This window comes from Enterococcus sp. AZ035, from assembly GCF_050548325.1.
Lineage (GTDB): Bacteria > Bacillota > Bacilli > Lactobacillales > Enterococcaceae > Enterococcus > Enterococcus faecalis.
The window spans coordinates 1,265,471-1,285,188 of record NZ_CP172958.1 but is presented as its reverse complement, the minus strand read 5'-3'; the positions used below and the strand labels follow the sequence as shown (position 1 = coordinate 1,285,188).

The following is a 19,718-nucleotide window of genomic DNA, read 5'->3' as shown; positions in this document are numbered from 1 at the left end:
AAAACGAGCATTTTACTAAACTAAGAGAAATGCTCGTTTTTTGGCGTGTTTTTTATTCTGGAAATTCGTAAAGAGCTGTCGAAAGATAACGTTCGCCGTTATCCGGAACCAGCGCTAAGACACGTTTGCCTGCGCCTAATTCAACTGCCAAATCAATGGCAGCTTTAATTGCTGCCCCTGCTGAGATCCCCACAAGGATGCCTTCTTTTGGCCCCATTAAACGAGCAGTTTCTAATGCGTCTTCACTAGAAACAGCGGCAACTTTTTGATAAACGGTGGTGTCTAAAACTTCTGGGACAAAACCAGCGCCTATTCCTTGGATTTTATGTGGACCTGGTTCGCCACCTTCTAAAACAGGCGACTCCGTTGGTTCTACTGCAACAATTTCAATATCTGGAAAAATCCGTTTCAATTCATGGCCAACTCCTGTAACGGTTCCTCCAGTGCCAACACCAGAAACAAACGCATCTAAGCCACGTTTACCAAAGACATCAACAATTTCTTTTCCTGTTTTTTGTTCATGTACCATTGGATTAGCTGGATTATTAAATTGCAAAGGCATGAAGTACCCGTGTTCTTCTGCTAATGCTGTAGCTTTTGCAATTGCCCCTTTCATTCCTTCGGCACCAGGGGTTAATAATAGATCAGCCCCATATGCTTGCATTAATTTGCGGCGTTCAATACTCATAGTATCTGGCATCACAATCTTAACTGGATATCCCAACGCAGCACCTACCATTGCTAACCCAATGCCTGTATTACCACTAGTCGGCTCAATAATCGTTTGTCCAGGTTTTAGGCGACCATCTGCTTCGGCTTGTTGGATCATGCTTAAAGCAATTCGATCTTTCACACTGCCACCAGGATTAAAGAACTCTAGTTTAACAAAAACATCTGCAGCTCCTTCTGGTACCATCCGTTTTAATTTCACAACTGGGCTTTGACCAATTAACTCTGTTACTGATTTTACATAACCTTTAGTCATAATCCTACATCCTCCAATTTTACAAACAATATAATAATTCTTTCTCTAAGCATAGCTCAAAAAAACGATTTCTACCAGAAAAACGAATTTTAGTTTGTGAAAAATTAAATAAAAAAACGGATTAGGCTCATCAAATAATTGCTGCTAGCCCTACCTATTTTCACGATAAAAGACCTTACAAAAACTACTGCTTTTGTAAGGTCTTTCTTCAACTAAATAATTGCAAAATTAACCGATTTGGATGGTTTGACCCACCGATAAAACAGAATCCAATGTTAATCCATTTAGTGACATTAAATTATCAACTGTCGTTCCAAAACGTGCAGCAATGTCCCACAATGTGTCGCCGTTTGCGACAGTGTAACTTTGACTAGCTACAGTTTCTGCTGTTGCTGTTGCAGAAGCCGCTGTATCGATTGTTGTATCAACGGTTCCCGTTGTATCTGAATAACTAGTGGTTTGAGCGACTGGTGCTCCCCAATCATATTGAGTTAAATTATATGCTTCAATTAACCAATTCAATTTTTCGGCATAGCCTGGATCAGTTGCATAACTTCCAGCTAAAGCGGCTGTTGCATCGCGATAACTGCTAGTATTACTCTTCCAAACGCCTGAATAATGGTATGTATCCCCAAAAGCAGTGGAACGAATAACATTGGCATGATCTTGGAACGATTCCGCATAAGAATTATAACTTCTAAATGCTGCTGTGACGGTCACCCATTGTCCGTCTAAATATTCTTTTGTTGGCATATAAACAGATTGTCCATTATAACTTCCTTTTACACCAAACAAGTTATAGTTCGGTGCAGATGCTAACCCAGAACTACCATAACTACTTTCTAGCAACGCTTGAGCAATCATGACGGAAGCATACATATCATTGCTATTGGCAACGGCTGCTGCTGAATTTCCGATTTCATTAATAAATGCTTGCTGGCTTGATTCTGCTTGGGCAGGTACCGCAGCACCAACCACAGGTGCTAAAATCATTGAAGTCCCCGCAACGGCGGTAGCACGTTTATAAGCTTTTTGCTTTTTAAGAGCTTTTTGAATATGTTTACTACTTCTTGTTAACTGTTCGCTCATTCATTTTTCCTCCTCACTGTCTCACTTTTCTATTTTACCGTTAATTTCCTATTGAAACAAGAAATAAACGTATTAAATTTTGAGTTTTAAAATTTCTGTAATGTAATTGAAATCTTGTTTGTATTTAATTAACCCTCTTCACACTTGTGAAAACAACCACTTCTTCTTTTCAATTTGATGAGATTTTTGTTATTTATCCTCTTACTTTTCTTTGTTTATTGTGATAAAATTTTTAATGGACTTGTCACTTTTTGAACAAACTTTATAAGAGAAGTCTGTTTTTGTAATCAAAACAACTATTGCCGAGTAGTTGTTGTATTACAAAATGAATTACATAGAAATGTAGGTGGTTAGATGAAGAAACAACAATCGGGTTTAACAAATCAAGTGACGTTTTTATTAGCGTTAACTTGCGGGGTCGTGGTCGCCAATATGTATTATATTCAACCAATTGGCACCCAAATTGCTCAGGCCTTTCAAGTCAGTATTGGTTCTATTGGTTTTGTTACTATGCTGACCCAATTAGGCTATGCGCTAGGCTTACTTTTTCTTGTTCCATTAGGCGATGTCGTTGATCGTCGCAAATTAATCATTCGAGTAGCCGCGCTCTCCTCGCTGTCTCTAAGTGCTGCATTTTTTGCACCAAGTTTTCTCCTGTTTGCACTCTCTTCTTTTTTTATCGGGCTGCTCTCTATTGTCGCCCAAATTATTATTCCTTATGCTGCGGTCATGGCGGGACCAGCGAACCGTGGTAAAGTAACAGGTCGAATGCTGGGCGGACTATTGACAGGAATTTTATTGTCTCGAACGATCTCGGGTTTCATTGCTAGTGCAGCTTCTTGGCGAACAGTCTACCTAATCGCCGTAATATTCGTGTTAGCATTGGTCGTTCTACTTCAATTAAAATTGCCCAAAACAGTGATACATACTCAAACTTCAAATCGATTAACTTATTTAGGTTCTTTGAAAAGTCTTCCTAAGCTAATCAAATCGCAACCTTTGTTAAGAGAAGCAACTGTCAATGGCTTTTTTATGTTTGCAACCTTTTCAATCTTTTGGTCTACATTAATTTTCTTTGTTAGTAGTCCAGCTTATTATTGGGGACCGAAAGAAGTCGGTATTTTAGCAATTTTTGGTTTATCGGGAGCATTCGTAGCACCCATCATTGGTCGTCTATCCGATTATTATCCAGAGCGGAAGATTGTTTTGATTGGCCTGTTGATGCAGTTCGGTAGTTTTATCTTACTTTTTCTAGGTGGAACACATGTGGTCTTACTAATCTTAGCAATTATTGTTTTAGATATCGGTACTCAATTTGGGCAAGTAGCCAATCAAACACGCGTCCAAAATTTGGGAGAAGAAGCCAGCAATCGTAACAATACCGTCTTTATGTTTTTCTATTTCATCGGCGGTTCACTGGGTTCATTGATTGGTACATTAATGTGGCAAAACTATGGTTGGTCTGGTGTTACTTTAACTGGTATTGGGTTCCAATTGTTCGCATTATTTTTTCACTTTATGCTCTTTGCTCCCAAAAAGAAATGAAGCAAAAAAACCTGAATGCTATCACAAGCATTCAGGTTTTTTATCGTTTATTTATAGTGATTTATAGGTATTAACCACATTTTCAGGAGTAAAGCCGAATTTTTCAAGAACTAGACCGCCAGGTGCAGAAGCGCCGAAGTGATCAATTGTAATTGTTTTGCCTTCCGTCCCTACATAGCGTTCCCAACCAAAGCTTGCTGCAGCTTCAATCGCCACACGTTTTGTCACAGCTTTAGGTAACACACTTTCTTTATATTCAGCAGATTGTTTTTCAAATAAATCAAAACTTGGCATTGACACGACAGATACATCGATGCCTTCTTCCGCTAATTTCGCTTGTGCTTCCACCGCTAGATTTACTTCAGAACCAGTCGCAATTAAAATCCCTGCTGGTTGTTCACCTTTTTGTGGTGACAATACATAAGCACCTTTTTGAACAGAATCAGAAGCGTGTTCTAACGTTCCTTCTAAAACAGGTAAGTTTTGACGACTTAGAACTAAAATAGTTGGTGTTTCCGTAGAAGTCATAGCAATTCTCCAAGCAGCAACAGTTTCATTGCCGTCTGCTGGACGAATCACATGAACATTTGGAATGCAACGAACACTTGCTAATTGCTCAATTGGTTCGTGTGTTGGCCCATCTTCACCCACCGCAACAGAGTCATGCGTTAAGACGTAAGTTACAGGAACTTTTTGTAAAGCGGCTAAACGGATTGCTGGACGTAAGTAGTCAGTAAAGACGAAGAATGTCCCGCCATAAACATGGCTACCACCATGTAATTGAATCCCGTTCATTGCTGCAGCCATTGCAAATTCGCGAACACCAAACCAAATATTACGGCCTTCGTATTGACCAGGTTCGAAATCTTTTTCTGCAGCAACCATTGTATTATTTGAGGCAGATAAATCAGCTGAACCGCCCCAGAAACTTGGAACAACTTTTGAAATAGCTTGAATCGTTTCTTTACTTGTTACACGACTTGCGGCACTTGTTCCTAGTTCATATTTAGGTAATTCTTGTTCCCAACCTTCAGGTAATTGGTTGGCAAAAGCTTCTTTAAATTGTTTGGCTAATTCTGGATGCGCATGTTCATAGTTCTTAAACATCTCATTCCAAGCCTCTTCAGCTTTTTGGCCTTCGTCAATCATCGTTTCTTTAAAACGAGCAGCGACTTCCTCTGGCACAGTAAAGTCAGGGTATTCCCAACCATAAACAGCTTTAGCCGCTGTAATGCCCTCTTCACCAATTGGCGCGCCGTGAACGGAAGATGTTCCTTCTTTTGGTGCTCCGTAACCGATGACTGTTTTAACTTCAATCAATGTTGGTTTATCCGTTTCAGCTTTAGCCGCTTCAATCGCAGCCTCTATTTCATCTAAATCATTGCCATCTTTAACTAAAATATGTTGCCATCCGTATGCTTCATAACGAGCCCCAACATTTTCAGTAAAGGCTTTAGAAGTTGGTCCATCTAATGAGATGTCATTTGAATCGTACAAGACAATTAATTTACCTAATTTCATATGACCAGCCATTGAACTTGCTTCTTGAGAAACACCTTCCATTAAATCACCATCACCACAAATTGCGTACGTATAATGATCCATAATAGGGAAACTATCACGATTATAAGTTGCAGCTAAATGCGCTTCAGCCATTGCCATACCAACAGCCATAGCAATCCCTTGTCCTAGAGGTCCTGTTGTTGCTTCAACACCATCTGTGTGGTGCACTTCTGGATGCCCTGGTGTTTTACTATCCCATTGACGGAAATTTTTCAAATCGTCAATTGTTACGTTGTATCCTGATAGATGTAATAAGCTGTACAACATTGCAGAGCCGTGGCCTGCTGAAAGTACAAAACGATCACGATCAACCCAGTTTCTAGAAGTTGTTGGGTTCACCTTTAAATGTTTTGTCCAAAGTGCATACGCCATTGGGGCAGCACCCATTGGTAAACCAGGATGTCCTGAGTTCGCTTTTTGTACGGCTTCAATACTTAATGTCCGGATTGTATTAACGCCCAATTGATCTGTCTTGTCAAACAAAAAAATCATCTCCTAATTTAGGTTTTTTTTACCTTTATTCATAGTGTAGCTTATTTCGACAATGAAAGCAATTACTTTCTGTTGTGAAGTCCTTTTTCACGCTGAATTTTTTTTAGTTTTTCAGGAGTCACATCGGTCCCTTCTTGATCCACGACCTTCATTCCTTCGATATGGTGACGCATCCCTCCACGAAATGCTTCTAAATACTCTTTACGTAATTCTTGTTGTTCGACTTTTTCTTTCGCACTAAGTTCTTCCACTTTTGCTTTATTCGCTAATTCATTTATACGGGCAATTTTTTCTTTCGATAACATCAAAATCCCTCCTTACTCTCACTGTCTATATTATAAGAACTGCCTTAAAAAAACAACTATATTCTGATATTTATAAAACACGAACGCTTGTTTGATTTCGTTCGCATTTTATGGTACACTAATTTTATCAATTGAAAGAAGGTGCGGGTTTTGGCGAAACGTACAGAAACAAGACAATTAGAAGTACTTAAATATATATACGAACAAGTCGAATTAAAGGGCTATCCGCCAACCGTTCGCGAAATTGGGAAGGCTGTTGATTTATCCTCAACTTCTACCGTTCACGGACATTTAGCTCGTCTTGAAAAAAAGGGTCTAATCTTACGTGACCCAACAAAACCGCGAGCAATCGAATTAACACCAGAAGGCTTGGAAAAGATCGGAATTCAGCCGACAACTATTCCGATGTTAGGTGTCGTAACTGCTGGTGAACCAATTTTAGCGGTGGAAGAAGCATCAGATTTCTTCCCGTTACCTCCTGATTTACGTACAGAAGAAAATGCTTTATTTATGTTGACGATTCGAGGAGAAAGTATGATTAACGCAGGTATTCTAGATGGCGACCAAGTGATTGTTCGTAAGCAATCGAATGCCAATAATGGCGACATCGTAATCGCAATGACCGATGAAGATGAAGCAACCTGTAAACGATTCTTCCGAGAAGTAGATCATATCCGCTTGCAGCCTGAAAATGATGCATTAGCGCCTATTCTTTTAGATAACGTTACAATTTTAGGTAAAGTTGTTGGTTTATATCGCAATCATATTTAATAAAAAAAGGAAGTCACTCCGTTGAGCGGCTTCCTTTTTTGCTTGTTAACAAGTGAATAGCCTTTTGGGCTTCCTCGATAACCTCTTCTTCAGTTTCTACAGAAAGTAGATAATTTAAAGCTTCTAAACTTTGCTCGGGTTCTCTTTTTGCGAGCTGACCTAACGACCAAGCAGCTGTTCCGCGAATGACAGGACGCTGATCATTTAAACAGAGAATAATTTGTGGGATAGCTTCACGGCCGCCCAAATTCGCTAACGCAATTAAAGCATTCCGTTGCAATGGTTTTTTACCACGCCAAGAGCCTGCTAAGTGTCCGAATTGCTGTTTAAACTCTTTATTGGAAATAGTTAATAACGGTGCTAATTTGGGATAAACTTCTTCAATCTTTGGTTCCATCTCTTCATGAAAATGAAAATCTTTTCCTTTATTATAAGGGCAAACCAGCTGACAAATGTCGCAACCATAAATGACGTTACGCATTTTTTTCCGATAGTCTTCAGGCATCATGCCTTTTGTTTGCGTTTGATAAGACAAACATTTTTGAGCATTCATTCGACCGTCCCCTAACAAAGCCCCTGTAGGACACCCTGTGATACAACGAGTACAATCACCGCAACCATTTGGAACAGGTTCATCTGGTTCAAATTGAATATTGGTGGTCACCTCACCTAAATATACAAAGGAACCAAATTCTTCGGTAATCAGTAGACCATTTTTACCAATGAATCCTAAACCCGCCCGCTGAGCAACAGCGGTGTCAACATATTCGCCAGTATCTACTTGCGGCCGAAAGCGCCAGTGTTCTTTTTCTGCTTCAGTGGCAGCTTGCTCTTCAATAAAAGCAATTAATTTTTGCAACCGATCCTGCAAAATGTGATGATAATCAATTCCCCAAGAGGCTCGCGCAAATTGTCCACGCTTTTCATCTCTAGGCATTTTTTCCTGAGCTTTGGTGGGATAAGCTAAAGCAATGGAGATAATACTTTTAGGATGCTCAAACGTTTTTTCTGGGTAAATTCGTTCTTCCACATTTTGATGTTCAAATCCCGAGTTATATCCTCGCTCTCGTTGTTCATGCAGAGAATCTTCTAATTCAATAAATGGTTCAGCATGAGTAAAGCCGATTTTATCGATGCCTAAACGTTGACTCTCTTGAATAATTTTTTCTTTCAATGTCGGCATTGCTCATGACTCCCTTCATTTTATTATTTATCGTTTCGATGATACGTTTCATAGTCATGTGCATAGAGATTTTTCTCGTCCACGACGCCGGGAACAGTGGCAACTTTTTCCCAAACAGACCAGTCGATTTCTGGAAAGAAGGTGTCGCCTTCAAACGTTTCATGAATCATCGTCCGATATAAGACATCGCATGCGGGAATCAATTCTTTAAAAACGACAGAACCTCCACCAATAACGGTCACGCCTTCATACTTGTCAGCATACGCAAGAATTTCCTCTACGGAATGCATAACCAAAACGCCTTCAGCTTGGTAATCCGGATTACTGGTAAGAACAATCGTTGTTCGATTTGGTAACGGACGACATCCCATACCTTCGAAAGTTGCACGTCCTAAAACCAATGTATTATGAATTGTTTTTTCCTTGAAAAATTTCAAGTCGTTGGGTAAATGCCAAGGCAATTTGCCTTCTTTACCAATCACTCCTTGTTCATCTTGGGCCCAAATGGCTGCTAACATAGCTTCTCTCTCCTTTTTTATACGGCAATCGGCGCTTTAATCGTTGGATGTGGGTCATAGCCTTCTACTTTAATATCTTCCATATCAAAATCAAAAACAGAAGCCTTGTCTGGATTCAAAACGAGCGTTGGGAAAGAACGAACTTCTCGTGATAATTGTTCTTGCATTTGTTCCACATGATTTTGATATAAGTGGGCATCTCCTAGCGTGTGTACAAACTCCCCCACTTCTAAACCTGTTTCATGCGCAATCAGATGTGTCAATAAAGCATAGCTTGCAATGTTAAAAGGAACACCTAAAAAAACATCGGCACTGCGCTGATAAAGTTGACAGCTTAATTTTCCTTCATTTACATAAAATTGAAACATAGTGTGACAAGGCGGCAACGCCATTGAAGGCACATCTTCTGGATTCCAAGCGGAAACAATTAAACGGCGAGAATCAGGATTGGTTTTAATCATTTCAATCACATTAGCTAATTGATCGATAAAGCTACCATCTTTGGTTTCCCAGTGACGCCATTGTGCACCATAAATATTCCCTAATTCACCATATTTTTCTGCAAACTCTGCATCATTTAAAATGGCATCACAGAATTTTTGATGTTCTTCTTTGTATTGTTCTGCAAACGCTGGATCTTGTAAGACACGATGCCCAAAATCCGTCATGTCTGGTCCTTGATAATCTGCGCTTTTTACGTAACGTTCGAACGCCCATTCATCCCAAATATGATTATTTCGCTCTAACAAATAGCGAATATTCGTGTCGCCTTTTAAAAACCACAATAACTCACTTTTAATCAAGCCAAACGGTACTCGTTTGGTTGTTAGTAAGGGAAATCCTTTGGCCAAATCAAAACGCATTTGATAGCCAAATAAACTATACGTCCCAGTTCCTGTACGGTCTTCTTTAAAATGACCTTCTTCTAAAATCTTTTTTCCTAGCGCTAAGTATGCTTCTTCCATCTTATTCCCTCCGTCTCTTAATCCGCGTATTCACTCAAGTATTCCCAACGATTCATTTTTTCTTCTAACAATTGTTCCGTTGCTGTTACTGCTTCTTGCAATTCTTGTAAACGAACAAAATCATCACCCTGATGATTCATTTCTTCAGTTAATGTTTCTAATTTCGTTTCTAATTGTGTGATGTCTTCTTCAATTGTTGCCCACTCTTTTTGTTCCATATAAGTCAGCTTTGTTTTTTCTTTCTTTTCTGTCGATGCTTCTTTTACTGGTTTATTGAGCGGTTTTTCTTTGACCTTTTCTTGTTCTTTTTGGTTCGCCAAATATTCACTCATCGTGCCATAAAATGATAGGATCTGACCATTTCCTTGAAAAACTAACAATTTATCCATTGTTTTATCCAAGAAATAACGGTCATGAGAAACCGCAATTACCGCTCCTTTAAACGTTTGGATATAATCTTCTAAAATGGTCAACGTATCAATGTCCAAATCATTGGTTGGCTCATCCAATAATAACACGTTAGGCTGACTAATTAATAATTTTAAGAGATATAACCGGCGTTTTTCTCCACCAGACAGTTTGCCAATCAGTGTGCCATGCATAAAACGAGGAAATAAAAAGCGCTCTAACATTTCAGCGACCCCAACGCTGCTTCCATCACTGCGTTTCACTTCTTCTGCTGCTTCTTGCAAATAAGCAATCATCCGTTGATTAGGATCCATTTCTTCGTTTTGCTGGGTATAATAGCCAATTCGGACGGTTTCACCGATACTATATAGACCACTCTCTAAAGGAATGCGTCCAGCTAAAATATTTAATAATGTGGATTTGCCTGCACCGTTTTTACCAGTAATGCCAATTCGATCGTTTGCTTGAATGAGTAAATTAAAGTCTTTCAAAAGCTGTTTATGATCAATGGCATAATTTCCTTCCTTGATTTCCAGAACTTTTTTCCCTAAACGCTGCGTGGCAAAGTCTGCTTCTAAGGTGCCATTGGTTTGTACCTGATGCAAGTTTTCTTTTAAATCCTGAAACCGATCAATTCTTGCTTGTTGTTTCGTTCCTCGTGCTTGAACGCCTGCTCGCATCCACGCAAGTTCTTGTTTGAAGAGGCGTTTTCTTTTTTCTTCTTGTTCTACAGCGACACGTTCACGTTCGGCTTTTTCCATCACATACGTTTCATAGTTTCCTTTGTATTCATACAGTTTTCCAAAAGAAAGTTCGAAAATCCGATTGGTTACTCGATCTAAAAAGTAGCGGTCATGGGTCACCATTAAAACCGCGCCACGATAGTTATTTAAAAAGTTTTCCAGCCATTCAATCGTTTCATAATCCAGATGGTTCGTTGGTTCATCCAATAACAGTAAATCAGGCGCTTCAATTAAGACTTGCGCCAAGCTTACTCGTTTTAACTGCCCACCAGAAAGCTCACCTATTTTCTTTTCCAATGTGGGAATGCCTAATTTTTGTAAAATAATTTTTGCATTGGTATCTGCTGTCCAAGCATCTTGTTTATTCATGGCTTCTTCTGCTTGCGTGTAACGTCTTTGAACCCCTTCGTCTAAACCATTCTCACTTAAAGCAGCTAACGCTAATTCATAATTTTTGACCGCTTTTATGATCGGGCTGTCTCCCTGAAACACGGCTTCTGCAATCGTAATATTCTCGTCAAATGTTTGATTCTGGGAAAGGTACCCAATTTGATAATCACTTGGCTGCTGAATCGCAGCAAGATCACCATCACCGCTATCTACGCCAGCAATAATATTTAATAAACTGGTTTTCCCTGTGCCGTTAATCCCAATTAAACCAATGCGATCTTTTTCATGAATCAAAAAAGAAAGATGATCAAATAGTGTTTTTTCCCCATATGTTTTGGTTAAATCTGTTACTTTTAATTCTTTCACCGACACTACCAACTCCTTCTATTTTGGTCTTGCTTATTGTATCAAAAATTGGATTATAAAAAAAGTGCATGAGATAAAAATCGTCTTGGTTTCATCTCATACACTATTACTTATTCTTTATTAAAATTTTTAACAAATCGTTTCAGCGGAACATTATTCACTTCGCCGCTAATCGAATAACTCTCTAATAAATTGACATTTTTTCGTAACTCGTTCGCTTCGATAATTGAAATGCGTTCAGATTGTTCGTAATGATCAATCATCCGTCGTTCTTCTTGGAAGCCTAATAATAGGTCTTTGACATAGTCTGTCTCCGTATGAACAATATACGAATCAATAAATTCGCCTTTTTCAAACTTATGGGCTAAATCCAAGCGTCCGTCAATGAAGAAATCAATTAAATCGTCATCATAGACACCGCGCAAATTATCTAAACTCTTCAGAATAACTTGAGAATTTCTTAGAAAAACTTGGCGAATATTTTCTAGTTCTTCATTTCGTAATTCTTTTTCTTCTTCAGAAGCTTCACCACGATTGAAAAATAGCTTAGGATGTAAAAGAATCGAAATGATTTGTCGAGCAAATAATAACCAAAAGCCTACAATCGATAATAATTGTTTGGCAATCGACCGTTGCATCCGTGTAATCAAGCGTTGATACATACGATAACTTCTGACACTAATTTCTCCTTGTTTCAGACTTTCTTCTAAGCCGTCTCGTTCAATGGACACAATTAACGTCCGCAACTCTTGCACTTCTTGTTTTCGTTCTGCACTTAGCTGCTCGGTATACAATTCTTTTAAACGATCTTGATAATTTTCAATGACCGCATTCATTTCACCACGAGGATTCTCTTCATTTTGCTGTTTTAAGACATCAATGACATCACGTAATAAATCAATTTCGACTGACTCTTCATTTTCCACTTCCGTCTCTGAATCAGTTAAAAATGGTAAAACTAGAATCCCGCCAATCAGAGTCACCAAAATAACACAAGCCGTAATAAATAGTAATAACGGTCGTTCTTTAAAATGCTCGCCGTTAATCGCTGTTGGCAAAATAAAGATGGTGGCTAAACTCACTGTTCCTTTAACACCGCCAAAAGTTAAAATCAGCATTTCATTCATTGCGTTTTTAACTTTCTTAAGTCCATGTTGAAGCGTGTAAACACTGAAAATGGCTAAGAAACGAATCAAAAAGACAACGGCGCTAATAATTAGAACAACCAGTAGTAGGAACCAGTTTGAATATTGTTGGTCAATCCAAATTGGCGAAAACACTTGAGAAAGTTCAATTCCTAAGAATAAGAAAACTAAGGCATTTAAAGTGAACTCAATCATACTCCAAATACTTTCGCCAACATTTGACAGCTCAGCTTCAAAAAGCGAAACTTTTTTCAAACTAGACGCTTGCATAATTCCAGCAATCACAGCAGCAATAATTCCAGAAACGCCAATCAACTCTGAAATTAAATAAGCAATAAATGGCAAGAGTAATTCAATCAACAAGTAGCCTGTAACATCTTTTGCCACTGCAGTTTCAAGTAAATGAACAATTTGCTGTTTTAATAGAACTAACACGATTCCGACTACCGCTCCACCAATGCTGGAAATAACCAAGGTCCCTGCCGCTTCCACCGGCGAAAATGACCCCGTTAATAAAGCCGCTAATGCAAATTGAAAGGCTGTAACGCCTGATGCATCATTAATGAGTCCTTCACCAGATAAAATGTTCATCGAACGTTCAGGAATGTCAATTCGACCTGATAACGAACCTACCGCCACCGCATCCGTTGGCCCTAAAGCCGCTCCAAAAGCGAAGCAAGCAGCTAATGGTAAAGTAGGCAAAATCATATGCAGGGTCCAGCCGACTCCAACTAAGGTAATTAACACACCAAAAAAGGCCAAGAAAAGAATCATCCCGAAATTTTTCATCATTGCTTTCAGATTGATTAGCTCCCCTTCTCTAAATAAAAGCGGTGCAATGATCATTACTAAAAACACTTCAGGCTCAAATTCAATTTCCTGCCCCATTTTAGTTAAACCAATTAGAACGCCTACAATAATTTGCACAATTGGCAGCGGAATGACGGGAACAATCCGGTTGAATATGTTTGAGAAGGTAATAGACAGTGCAAAAACAATGATTAGAAAGGTAAATTCCATCCTATCATTCCCTTCTATATTAAATTTTTATTGACTTACCGATCAAAACATTTAAGTAATTTTTTCTTTTTAAGAATAATTTTCTTTTCAACTTCTTCTAACTCAGAACTGCGTTCGCAAAGTTCCAATTGAGCGCGTCGTGCTTCTAAACGAAGAAGTTCTCCTTTAATTAATTCAATTTTTTTGTAGCGTAAGAAATTTTTCTTTTGCATACGTTCTGCAAAGTGTTGTCGTTTTTCTTCAGGGATTGCTTGATATTTCTTTTTCAAGTCAGCGACACACTTTTCAAATTCTTCACTCACCGAAACAACTTCCTTCCAAAATTTAATCTGACTAATTATAACAAATTTTACCAAAAGTACAAGCAAAATTGCTTTCTTTTTTTCAAAAGAAATTCAGACAAAACTTAACGCGGGAAAAGCTGATTTATAGGAGCTGAACATGGTTAATCTTCATTAACAATAATATCAATTTCTGCCTCTTCATTCATCCGTGTTGAAAGAAAAAGAACCATTTCTTCTAGTGGCGCAGAAAAGCGTAAAACCACCCCTCTTCTGCCTTTTTTTAAATACCCTAAACGAATACCGTTCGGCTTTTGAACAAGGACAATCTTTTCGATATCTTTAAAGGCCGTGCCCCGATTGTCAAAAGGATGCGTAATAATACAGTCCTCCGCAAAACCTCTTGCATCGTAAAGAAAACTGAAGATAATCAAAATATATAACACACTTCGAATCATTTCAATTTTATCTCCTGCCGAAAATGCATTGGCCAGAATCATTAAACTAAAAAAAGCAACTAAATATTTTGTTGTAGGATGTTTTGCAGCCGGAATTACAATACTTTTACGTACGAAGTAAAAGTAACCATACATAACGACGACAAATAAAAATAGCAATAACGTAAATCCATCGATAATCACAAACGACTCCTTTATTTCTTTTTCTTTTGAATATCTGTTAATATATCATTTATTTCTTTAATTTCTTTTTTTGATTCGTTAATCTTTTTGATAACCGCCTCACGGTTTTTTCCAGGCGGTAAGTCAATTGATTCTTGGTAGTAGTTTGCTAAAGCTTGAACTTTTTTCATTTTTTCGCTTTGCAACAAGGCTATATTTCTTTTCATTTAACCGCCTCCTCTTCCTTAGTATACATTACTTTGTAAGGAATTGCTTAATTTGCAAGATATTTTCTAATAAAAAGGAGTAATTTTACATTTTCTTATAAACAAAAAGTGTTCGGCTGAGTAACACCAGCGAACGATAAAATAATAGAATAAAAGATGAGACAGAAGTAGTTTACTTTTGTCTCATCTTTTATTATTGAGCTGAAATCGCTAAACCAATTGCTTTTTCCCCTAGGTGGGTCCCGATAACTGGACCAAAATGACCAATTTCAATTTCTGCATTTGGGTATAGCTTTTGTAATTTTGCTTGTTCTTTTTCAGCAACGATGCGGTTATTGGCATGAATCACATACAGTTTAACTGGTGCTTCAATCCCTGCGTTTCGTTCACCAATAATCTTTTCTGCACGAGCAAAAGCTTTCTTTGTTGAACGGATTTTTTCAAATAATACAATCTTTCCATCTTCAAAAGTCAAGATAGGTTTAATCTTCAATAGTCCAGCGATCAAGGCTGCGCCATTCGTTAAGCGACCGCCACGAACTAAGTTGTTCAGATCTTCTACAATTAGATATGCATACGTATTGTCACGAATTAAATCTAATTTGGCAAAAATTTCTTCTAAGCTGGCTTTTTCTTCTGTTAAATCTAAAGCAGCTTCTACCATGTGTCCCATTGGCATACTTGTAATTTTTGAGTCATATGGATACAAAGCAACGCCTGGGATTTCATCGGTAAGTCCGTGCAATGTATGAACAAAACCAGAGATTCCTGAAGAAAGATGAATGCTGATGATGGTGTCGTACCCTTGTTCAGCGATTGATTTGTAAAGCTCTAACACTTCTCCTAAAGCAGGTTGTGAAGTCGTCGGAAATTCTTTACTATTATTTAGCAATGCATAATATTCATCTGCTTCAATGTCAATGCCTTCGTTGTATATTTTTCCATCTAAAATGACTGGGATGGGAATTACAAAAAGATTCGGATGATCTTTAATGCGCTCGGGTAAATAAGCTGTACTATCTGTCACAATAGCAATTTTCATTTTGTAACCTCGTTTCACTAATTTTCCACGTTGTTTCTAATATAGCATAAAAAAGGATATTTTAAAATGCTTTCCTTATTCGTTCAGGAATTTTTCGATGGCGTCAGCATTTTTTTGTTCATCTACTTCTAAAATACTGCCTGCATAAGAGGATTCACCAAAATTCCAAGAATCTGGTACCGGAACCGATAATGACTCAACCCCTGCTTTTCCTTTAATCAACAATGATGGTCCATTCGTTAACATGAAACTAACAGGCACATCTGTCGACATATAGCCGACTAATTTCCCAAGTGATTCTGGGGTTCTTAATAAAGTCATTGGGTTTTTCATTTGGCTCATTACAGCTGACATAACTTGTTGTTGGCGACGAACCCGACCAAAGTCGCCTTCTTCATCCATCCTAAAGCGAGCGTATTGAAGTAAGACATGTCCATCCATGACCTGTTGCCCTTTTTCAATATCAACACCATCTAAATTCAGTGATTTTTCTGCATCGATTTTGACACCTTTTGGAAACATAGAGTCAACAATTTTTTCAAATGATTGGAAATCTACCTTAGCATAATATTTCGTATCTAAATTAAAGTTTTGTTTTAACGTTTCACGAACCAATTCAGCACCGCCATAAGCGTATGCGGCATTAATTTTATTCGGCCCGACACCAGGAATGTCCACGAATGTATCACGCATAAATGAAATTAATTTCGGTTTTTTTGATGGTCCATTTAGTTGGAGAACCATTATTGTGTCGGCTCGTCCAGCATCTTCCCCACGTGTATCGCTGCCAAGAATTAAAATATTCTTAGCCCCGTTGCTACTTTTGACACCATTAAATGTTTCTACTTTTTCTTGAGGCAACGAGTCATCATGTTCTGCTGCAGATTTTCCTTTTAAAAACATGACTGTACTATAGGCAAATAACAGAATCAATAGGATCACTAGCCATTTGAAAAAGCGTTTTGTTTTTGATTTTTTACGTTTCTTTTTTGGTTTCTTGTCTTTTTTTCCGCGGGGTGGTTGGTCAGAACCGTTGCCACCACCTGAATCTGTTTGATGTCGCCTCTCACTTCTGCGACTGTCCTCAGTATAGCTGTCTTCGTAAACTGGCTCTTGAAGGCTTTCAGCTAGTTCTTCTGGTTCTTCTTCTCTATGTTCACCCATTGATTTTCGGGGATTAAAGGTCTTTTTATGCTCTGCTGGTCTCGATTTTTCATGAATATGTTTATAACGATCTACACGACTCATCGTGTCACTCCTTTACCTCTGTGTTTTATCACCTTTCTTAGGATACCTCATTTCACAGGAAATTCCTATTACAAATATGTAATTTAATAAAAAATGAAACTCACTTTATCTAATAAGTAAGCTTCATTTTCATTTTTAACTCTTTAAAGTGTGGACAAAACATAGATCGGGTAATCCCCTAAAATTTTTATTTCTGCACCAATGAGTTCCAGTTCTGTTAAGGCTGCTTCAATTAATTTTTCTGGTTGATCTTTCACTAAGTCCATTAAAAAGAAGTACTCTCCTAGCTTTGTTTTCAACGGCCGCGATTCTATTTTGCTAAGATTAATCCCTCGCCAACTAAACACGCTTAATGCTTTGTGTAAAGAGCCAGGAACATTACTTGGCATCGTAATCGCCAGTGTTATTTTTTTCTCAGATAGCGGGAAAGAAATCGCTAAATTTTCAGAACCAAGAACCCAAAATCGGGTTTGATTTACCGATAAATCTTGTATATTTTTTTCAACAATGGTCAAATCATACATTTCCGCAGAAAGTTTTGGTGCAATAGCTGCAAAAGGTAATTCTGGATGTTCTGCAATGTATTTGGCGGCGTAAGCTGTTGAAGGTGTTGCTTCTAAAATCGCTTCTGGAAAGTTTTTCTCTAGAAACATCTGCGATTGAGCTAATGCTTGCGGATGTGATAAAATTTTCTGACTTTGTTGCCAGATCGCTTGATTCTCTTTTGCCACCATTAATTGTTGTTGAATCGGTAAAACTAACTCTGCTTGGACAGGTAACTGCGCTTGATGATACAAATAATCTATCGATGCGTTAACAGTTCCTTCAATCGTGTTTTCTATTGGGATAATGCTCCATGCCACTTCTTGCTGTTCAATTGCTTTCAAGCAAGCTGGAATCGATGCGTACGGCATCAACGTAGCTTCAGGAAAAGCAGCCAACGTTGCACTGTACGTAAAGGAACCAATCGGACCTAAATAACCAACTTTCATCGTTTCTCTACTCCTTTAATTGTTGCAGAATTTCATTGATAATTTCTTCTGGCGAGCGATTGGTCGTATCAATTGTCATCTTCGCACATTCTTCATAAAAATTTTTACGAGACTCAAACAAAGTAATGATTTCTTTTGAAGAACGTTCTATAGCTAAGGGCCGTTGGTTTTCAGTATCTTCTGTGATTCTTTTTAACAGCTCTTCTGGTGTCGCATGTAAATAAATCACTTGCTGAAAAGATTTTAATAAGCTACGATTTTCTGGTCCGACAACAATCCCGCCCCCAGTTGAAAGGACGGCTGTATTTTTTGACAGCTCCTTTAAAAGTTGGGTTTCCTGTTCTCGGAAAGCTGCTTCACCATATTTTTCGAAATAGTCAGGAATTGAGCGTCCTATTTTTTCAATTAACGCTGTATCTAAATCAAGATGAGGCATCTTCAGTTTATTGGCCAAACTTTGGCCGATAGTTGTTTTACCCGCACCCATGAAACCAATTAAAACAATGCTTTCCATGGTTCGTTATCCTCCTTCGTTAACAACTTAAACGTTCTAAGTCGTCAAAAAATGCTGGATAAGAAACTGAAACTGCTTCAGCCTTATCTAATTCAACAGTGCCTTCTTTTACAAGTAATGCAGCAATTTGTAACATCATCCCGATACGATGATCCCCATAACTGGTAACTCTTCCACCATGTAAAGAAGTTGGTCCATGTATAATTAAGCCATCATCAGTAGGCGTGATGTCGGCGCCTAAAATTGTTAATTCTTTCGCTACTGCATCAATCCGATTGGTTTCTTTGACTTTCAATTCTTCTGCATCTCGAATGATTGTCGTGCCAGTAGCCTGAGTAGCTAACAAAGCAATAATCGGTAACTCATCAATTAAACGTGGGATAATAGCGCCACCAATCTCTGTAGCTGTTAATTGACTCGTTTTTACAAGTAAATCGCCAGAATGATTGGCCTCATCTTCATTTAAAATAGTGACGGAACCGCCCATGTTTTTAATCACATCTAAAATACCTGTCCGCGTTTGATTTAAGCCAACATTTTTCAGAAGTATCTCGCTATCTGGGACTACTAAACCCGCAACTAAAAAGAAAGCTGCAGAAGAGATATCACCAGGAACTACCACATTTTGACCTGTTAATTGTTGCGGTCCAGTTAACATAATTTTTTTACCGTCTACTTCAAGTGTCCCACCAAATTGTCGAATCATCTCTTCTGTATGATCACGTGTCTTTTCTTTCTCAACCACTACAGAAGTGCCCTCGGCTTGCAAAGCGGCGAATAAAATAGCCGATTTAACTTGAGCACTTGCAACAGGCATTGTGTAGTCAATCGGTTGCAAATTTTGAGTCCCGCGAATAGAAATTGGCGGAAACTCCGTTTGCTGAACCCCTTGACATTCCGCTCCCATTTGGTTTAAAGGAAGCATTACACGATTCATTGGTCGTTTGGCAATAGACGCATCACCAGCTAGGCGCGTTTCAAAGGGACAGCCAGCTAAAATGCCCAGCATCAGACGAATTGTTGTCCCTGAATTTCCAACATCAATTGTATTCTTCGCCTTTTTTAAGCCTGCAAATCCTCGCCCCTCAACGGTGATTGTCGTCCCGTCATCTTCAATGTTCACACCTAAAGAACGAAACGCCGCTAAGGTACTTAAACAATCTTCGCCTCTTAGAAAATTTGTAATCGTCGTTTTTCCAGAAGAAATCGCTCCAAACATAATACTTCTATGGGAAATCGATTTGTCGCTAGGAACCATCAGAGTCCCTTGTAAATGCTTCACATTTGTACGTAGTTGCACCCTCAT

At 38.5% G+C, this 19,718-nt stretch carries 19 protein-coding genes; 2 read left to right on the top strand and 17 right to left on the bottom strand.

From position 1 onward, the window contains the following. Positions 1-52 precede the first annotated feature (52 nt). Both cysK and IGL32_RS06190 read right to left on the bottom strand, forming a co-directional pair. Complete coding sequence (gene cysK / locus IGL32_RS06195; protein ID WP_002357561.1) at positions 53-985, bottom strand: cysteine synthase A; 933 nt, start codon at positions 983-985, stop codon at positions 53-55. Between the two features lie 228 nt (positions 986-1,213). Next, complete coding sequence (locus tag IGL32_RS06190; protein ID WP_002357562.1) at positions 1,214-2,074, bottom strand: glucosaminidase domain-containing protein; 861 nt, start codon at positions 2,072-2,074, stop codon at positions 1,214-1,216. Between the two features lie 354 nt (positions 2,075-2,428). On the opposite strand from IGL32_RS06190, the gene IGL32_RS06185 reads away from it, so the two are divergent. Then, complete coding sequence (locus IGL32_RS06185) at positions 2,429-3,619, top strand: MFS transporter (protein ID WP_002357563.1); 1,191 nt, start codon at positions 2,429-2,431, stop codon at positions 3,617-3,619. Between the two features lie 51 nt (positions 3,620-3,670). Here the strand turns inward: IGL32_RS06185 and tkt are convergent, their stop codons facing one another. Both tkt and IGL32_RS06175 read right to left on the bottom strand, forming a co-directional pair. Beyond that, positions 3,671-5,665, bottom strand: coding sequence for a transketolase (tkt, locus tag IGL32_RS06180; RefSeq protein ID WP_010826936.1), 1,995 nt, complete (start codon positions 5,663-5,665; stop codon positions 3,671-3,673). A 71-nt stretch (positions 5,666-5,736) separates the two neighbouring features. After that, the gene (locus IGL32_RS06175; RefSeq protein WP_002382327.1) at positions 5,737-5,979 is read right to left on the bottom strand and encodes a DUF896 family protein; all 243 of its coding nucleotides are present in this window, start codon (positions 5,977-5,979) and stop codon (positions 5,737-5,739) included. A 150-nt stretch (positions 5,980-6,129) separates the two neighbouring features. Here IGL32_RS06175 and lexA point away from each other — a divergent pair, with 150 nt between their 5' ends. Continuing rightward, the gene (lexA, locus tag IGL32_RS06170; protein WP_002357566.1) at positions 6,130-6,750 is read left to right on the top strand and encodes a transcriptional repressor LexA; all 621 of its coding nucleotides are present in this window, start codon (positions 6,130-6,132) and stop codon (positions 6,748-6,750) included. 13 nt (positions 6,751-6,763) lie between these two features. Here lexA and queG read toward each other — a convergent pair whose 3' ends face one another. From queG to aroA, 13 genes are all read right to left on the bottom strand, one after another. Further along, on the bottom strand, positions 6,764-7,933 hold the full coding sequence (gene queG / locus IGL32_RS06165) for a tRNA epoxyqueuosine(34) reductase QueG (protein ID WP_002382325.1): 1,170 nt from the start codon (positions 7,931-7,933) through the stop codon (positions 6,764-6,766). A 23-nt stretch (positions 7,934-7,956) separates the two neighbouring features. After that, positions 7,957-8,451: a trimethoprim-sensitive dihydrofolate reductase gene (gene dfr / locus IGL32_RS06160; RefSeq protein ID WP_002360302.1), complete on the bottom strand. Its 495-nt coding sequence runs from the start codon at positions 8,449-8,451 to the stop codon at positions 7,957-7,959. Positions 8,452-8,468: 17 nt separating this feature from the next. Continuing rightward, positions 8,469-9,416 carry a thymidylate synthase gene (locus tag IGL32_RS06155; RefSeq protein ID WP_002357569.1) on the bottom strand — a complete coding sequence of 316 codons (948 nt, stop codon included), beginning with the start codon at positions 9,414-9,416 and terminating at the stop codon, positions 8,469-8,471. A gap of 17 nt (positions 9,417-9,433) precedes the next feature. After that, positions 9,434-11,323, bottom strand: a complete 1,890-nt coding sequence (locus IGL32_RS06150; RefSeq protein WP_002365663.1) for an ABC-F family ATP-binding cassette domain-containing protein — start codon at positions 11,321-11,323, stop codon at positions 9,434-9,436. A 110-nt stretch (positions 11,324-11,433) separates the two neighbouring features. After that, entirely contained in the window at positions 11,434-13,488 is a 2,055-nt protein-coding gene (locus IGL32_RS06145; protein ID WP_002371149.1) for a cation:proton antiporter, read from the bottom strand. Positions 13,489-13,523: 35 nt separating this feature from the next. Then, positions 13,524-13,856, bottom strand: a complete 333-nt coding sequence (locus IGL32_RS06140; RefSeq protein ID WP_002357572.1) for an ACP phosphodiesterase — start codon at positions 13,854-13,856, stop codon at positions 13,524-13,526. A 77-nt stretch (positions 13,857-13,933) separates the two neighbouring features. Next, positions 13,934-14,410, bottom strand: coding sequence for a hypothetical protein (locus IGL32_RS06135; RefSeq protein ID WP_002369392.1), 477 nt, complete (start codon positions 14,408-14,410; stop codon positions 13,934-13,936). 11 nt (positions 14,411-14,421) lie between these two features. Continuing rightward, the gene (locus tag IGL32_RS06130; RefSeq protein ID WP_002357574.1) at positions 14,422-14,616 is read right to left on the bottom strand and encodes a hypothetical protein; all 195 of its coding nucleotides are present in this window, start codon (positions 14,614-14,616) and stop codon (positions 14,422-14,424) included. A gap of 193 nt (positions 14,617-14,809) precedes the next feature. Continuing rightward, a complete protein-coding gene (locus tag IGL32_RS06125; RefSeq protein WP_002382324.1) occupies positions 14,810-15,658 on the bottom strand; it encodes a DegV family protein in 849 nt (282 codons plus the stop codon). A 75-nt stretch (positions 15,659-15,733) separates the two neighbouring features. Continuing rightward, positions 15,734-16,906, bottom strand: a complete 1,173-nt coding sequence (locus IGL32_RS06120) for an LCP family protein (RefSeq protein ID WP_002365661.1) — start codon at positions 16,904-16,906, stop codon at positions 15,734-15,736. A 143-nt stretch (positions 16,907-17,049) separates the two neighbouring features. Beyond that, entirely contained in the window at positions 17,050-17,898 is an 849-nt protein-coding gene (gene pheA, locus IGL32_RS06115) for a prephenate dehydratase (RefSeq protein ID WP_010708183.1), read from the bottom strand. A 7-nt stretch (positions 17,899-17,905) separates the two neighbouring features. Beyond that, entirely contained in the window at positions 17,906-18,412 is a 507-nt protein-coding gene (locus tag IGL32_RS06110) for a shikimate kinase (protein WP_002357579.1), read from the bottom strand. A 19-nt stretch (positions 18,413-18,431) separates the two neighbouring features. After that, on the bottom strand, positions 18,432-19,718 hold the full coding sequence (gene aroA / locus IGL32_RS06105; RefSeq protein WP_002379447.1) for a 3-phosphoshikimate 1-carboxyvinyltransferase: 1,287 nt from the start codon (positions 19,716-19,718) through the stop codon (positions 18,432-18,434).

Coding starts and splice junctions, on each gene's coding strand:
- cysK (WP_002357561.1), bottom strand. CDS start 985: ATGACTAAAGGTTATGTAAAATCAGTAACAGAGTTAATTGGTCAAAGC.
- IGL32_RS06190 (WP_002357562.1), bottom strand. CDS start 2,074: ATGAGCGAACAGTTAACAAGAAGTAGTAAACATATTCAAAAAGCTCTT.
- IGL32_RS06185 (WP_002357563.1), top strand. CDS start 2,429: ATGAAGAAACAACAATCGGGTTTAACAAATCAAGTGACGTTTTTATTA.
- IGL32_RS06175 (WP_002382327.1), bottom strand. CDS start 5,979: ATGTTATCGAAAGAAAAAATTGCCCGTATAAATGAATTAGCGAATAAA.
- queG (WP_002382325.1), bottom strand. CDS start 7,933: ATGCCGACATTGAAAGAAAAAATTATTCAAGAGAGTCAACGTTTAGGC.
- dfr (WP_002360302.1), bottom strand. CDS start 8,451: ATGTTAGCAGCCATTTGGGCCCAAGATGAACAAGGAGTGATTGGTAAA.
- IGL32_RS06155 (WP_002357569.1), bottom strand. CDS start 9,416: ATGGAAGAAGCATACTTAGCGCTAGGAAAAAAGATTTTAGAAGAAGGT.
- IGL32_RS06145 (WP_002371149.1), bottom strand. CDS start 13,488: ATGGAATTTACCTTTCTAATCATTGTTTTTGCACTGTCTATTACCTTC.
- IGL32_RS06130 (WP_002357574.1), bottom strand. CDS start 14,616: ATGAAAAGAAATATAGCCTTGTTGCAAAGCGAAAAAATGAAAAAAGTT.
- IGL32_RS06125 (WP_002382324.1), bottom strand. CDS start 15,658: ATGAAAATTGCTATTGTGACAGATAGTACAGCTTATTTACCCGAGCGC.
- IGL32_RS06120 (WP_002365661.1), bottom strand. CDS start 16,906: ATGAGTCGTGTAGATCGTTATAAACATATTCATGAAAAATCGAGACCA.
- pheA (WP_010708183.1), bottom strand. CDS start 17,898: ATGAAAGTTGGTTATTTAGGTCCGATTGGTTCCTTTACGTACAGTGCA.
- IGL32_RS06110 (WP_002357579.1), bottom strand. CDS start 18,412: ATGGAAAGCATTGTTTTAATTGGTTTCATGGGTGCGGGTAAAACAACT.
- aroA (WP_002379447.1), bottom strand. CDS start 19,718: ATGAGGGTGCAACTACGTACAAATGTGAAGCATTTACAAGGGACTCTG.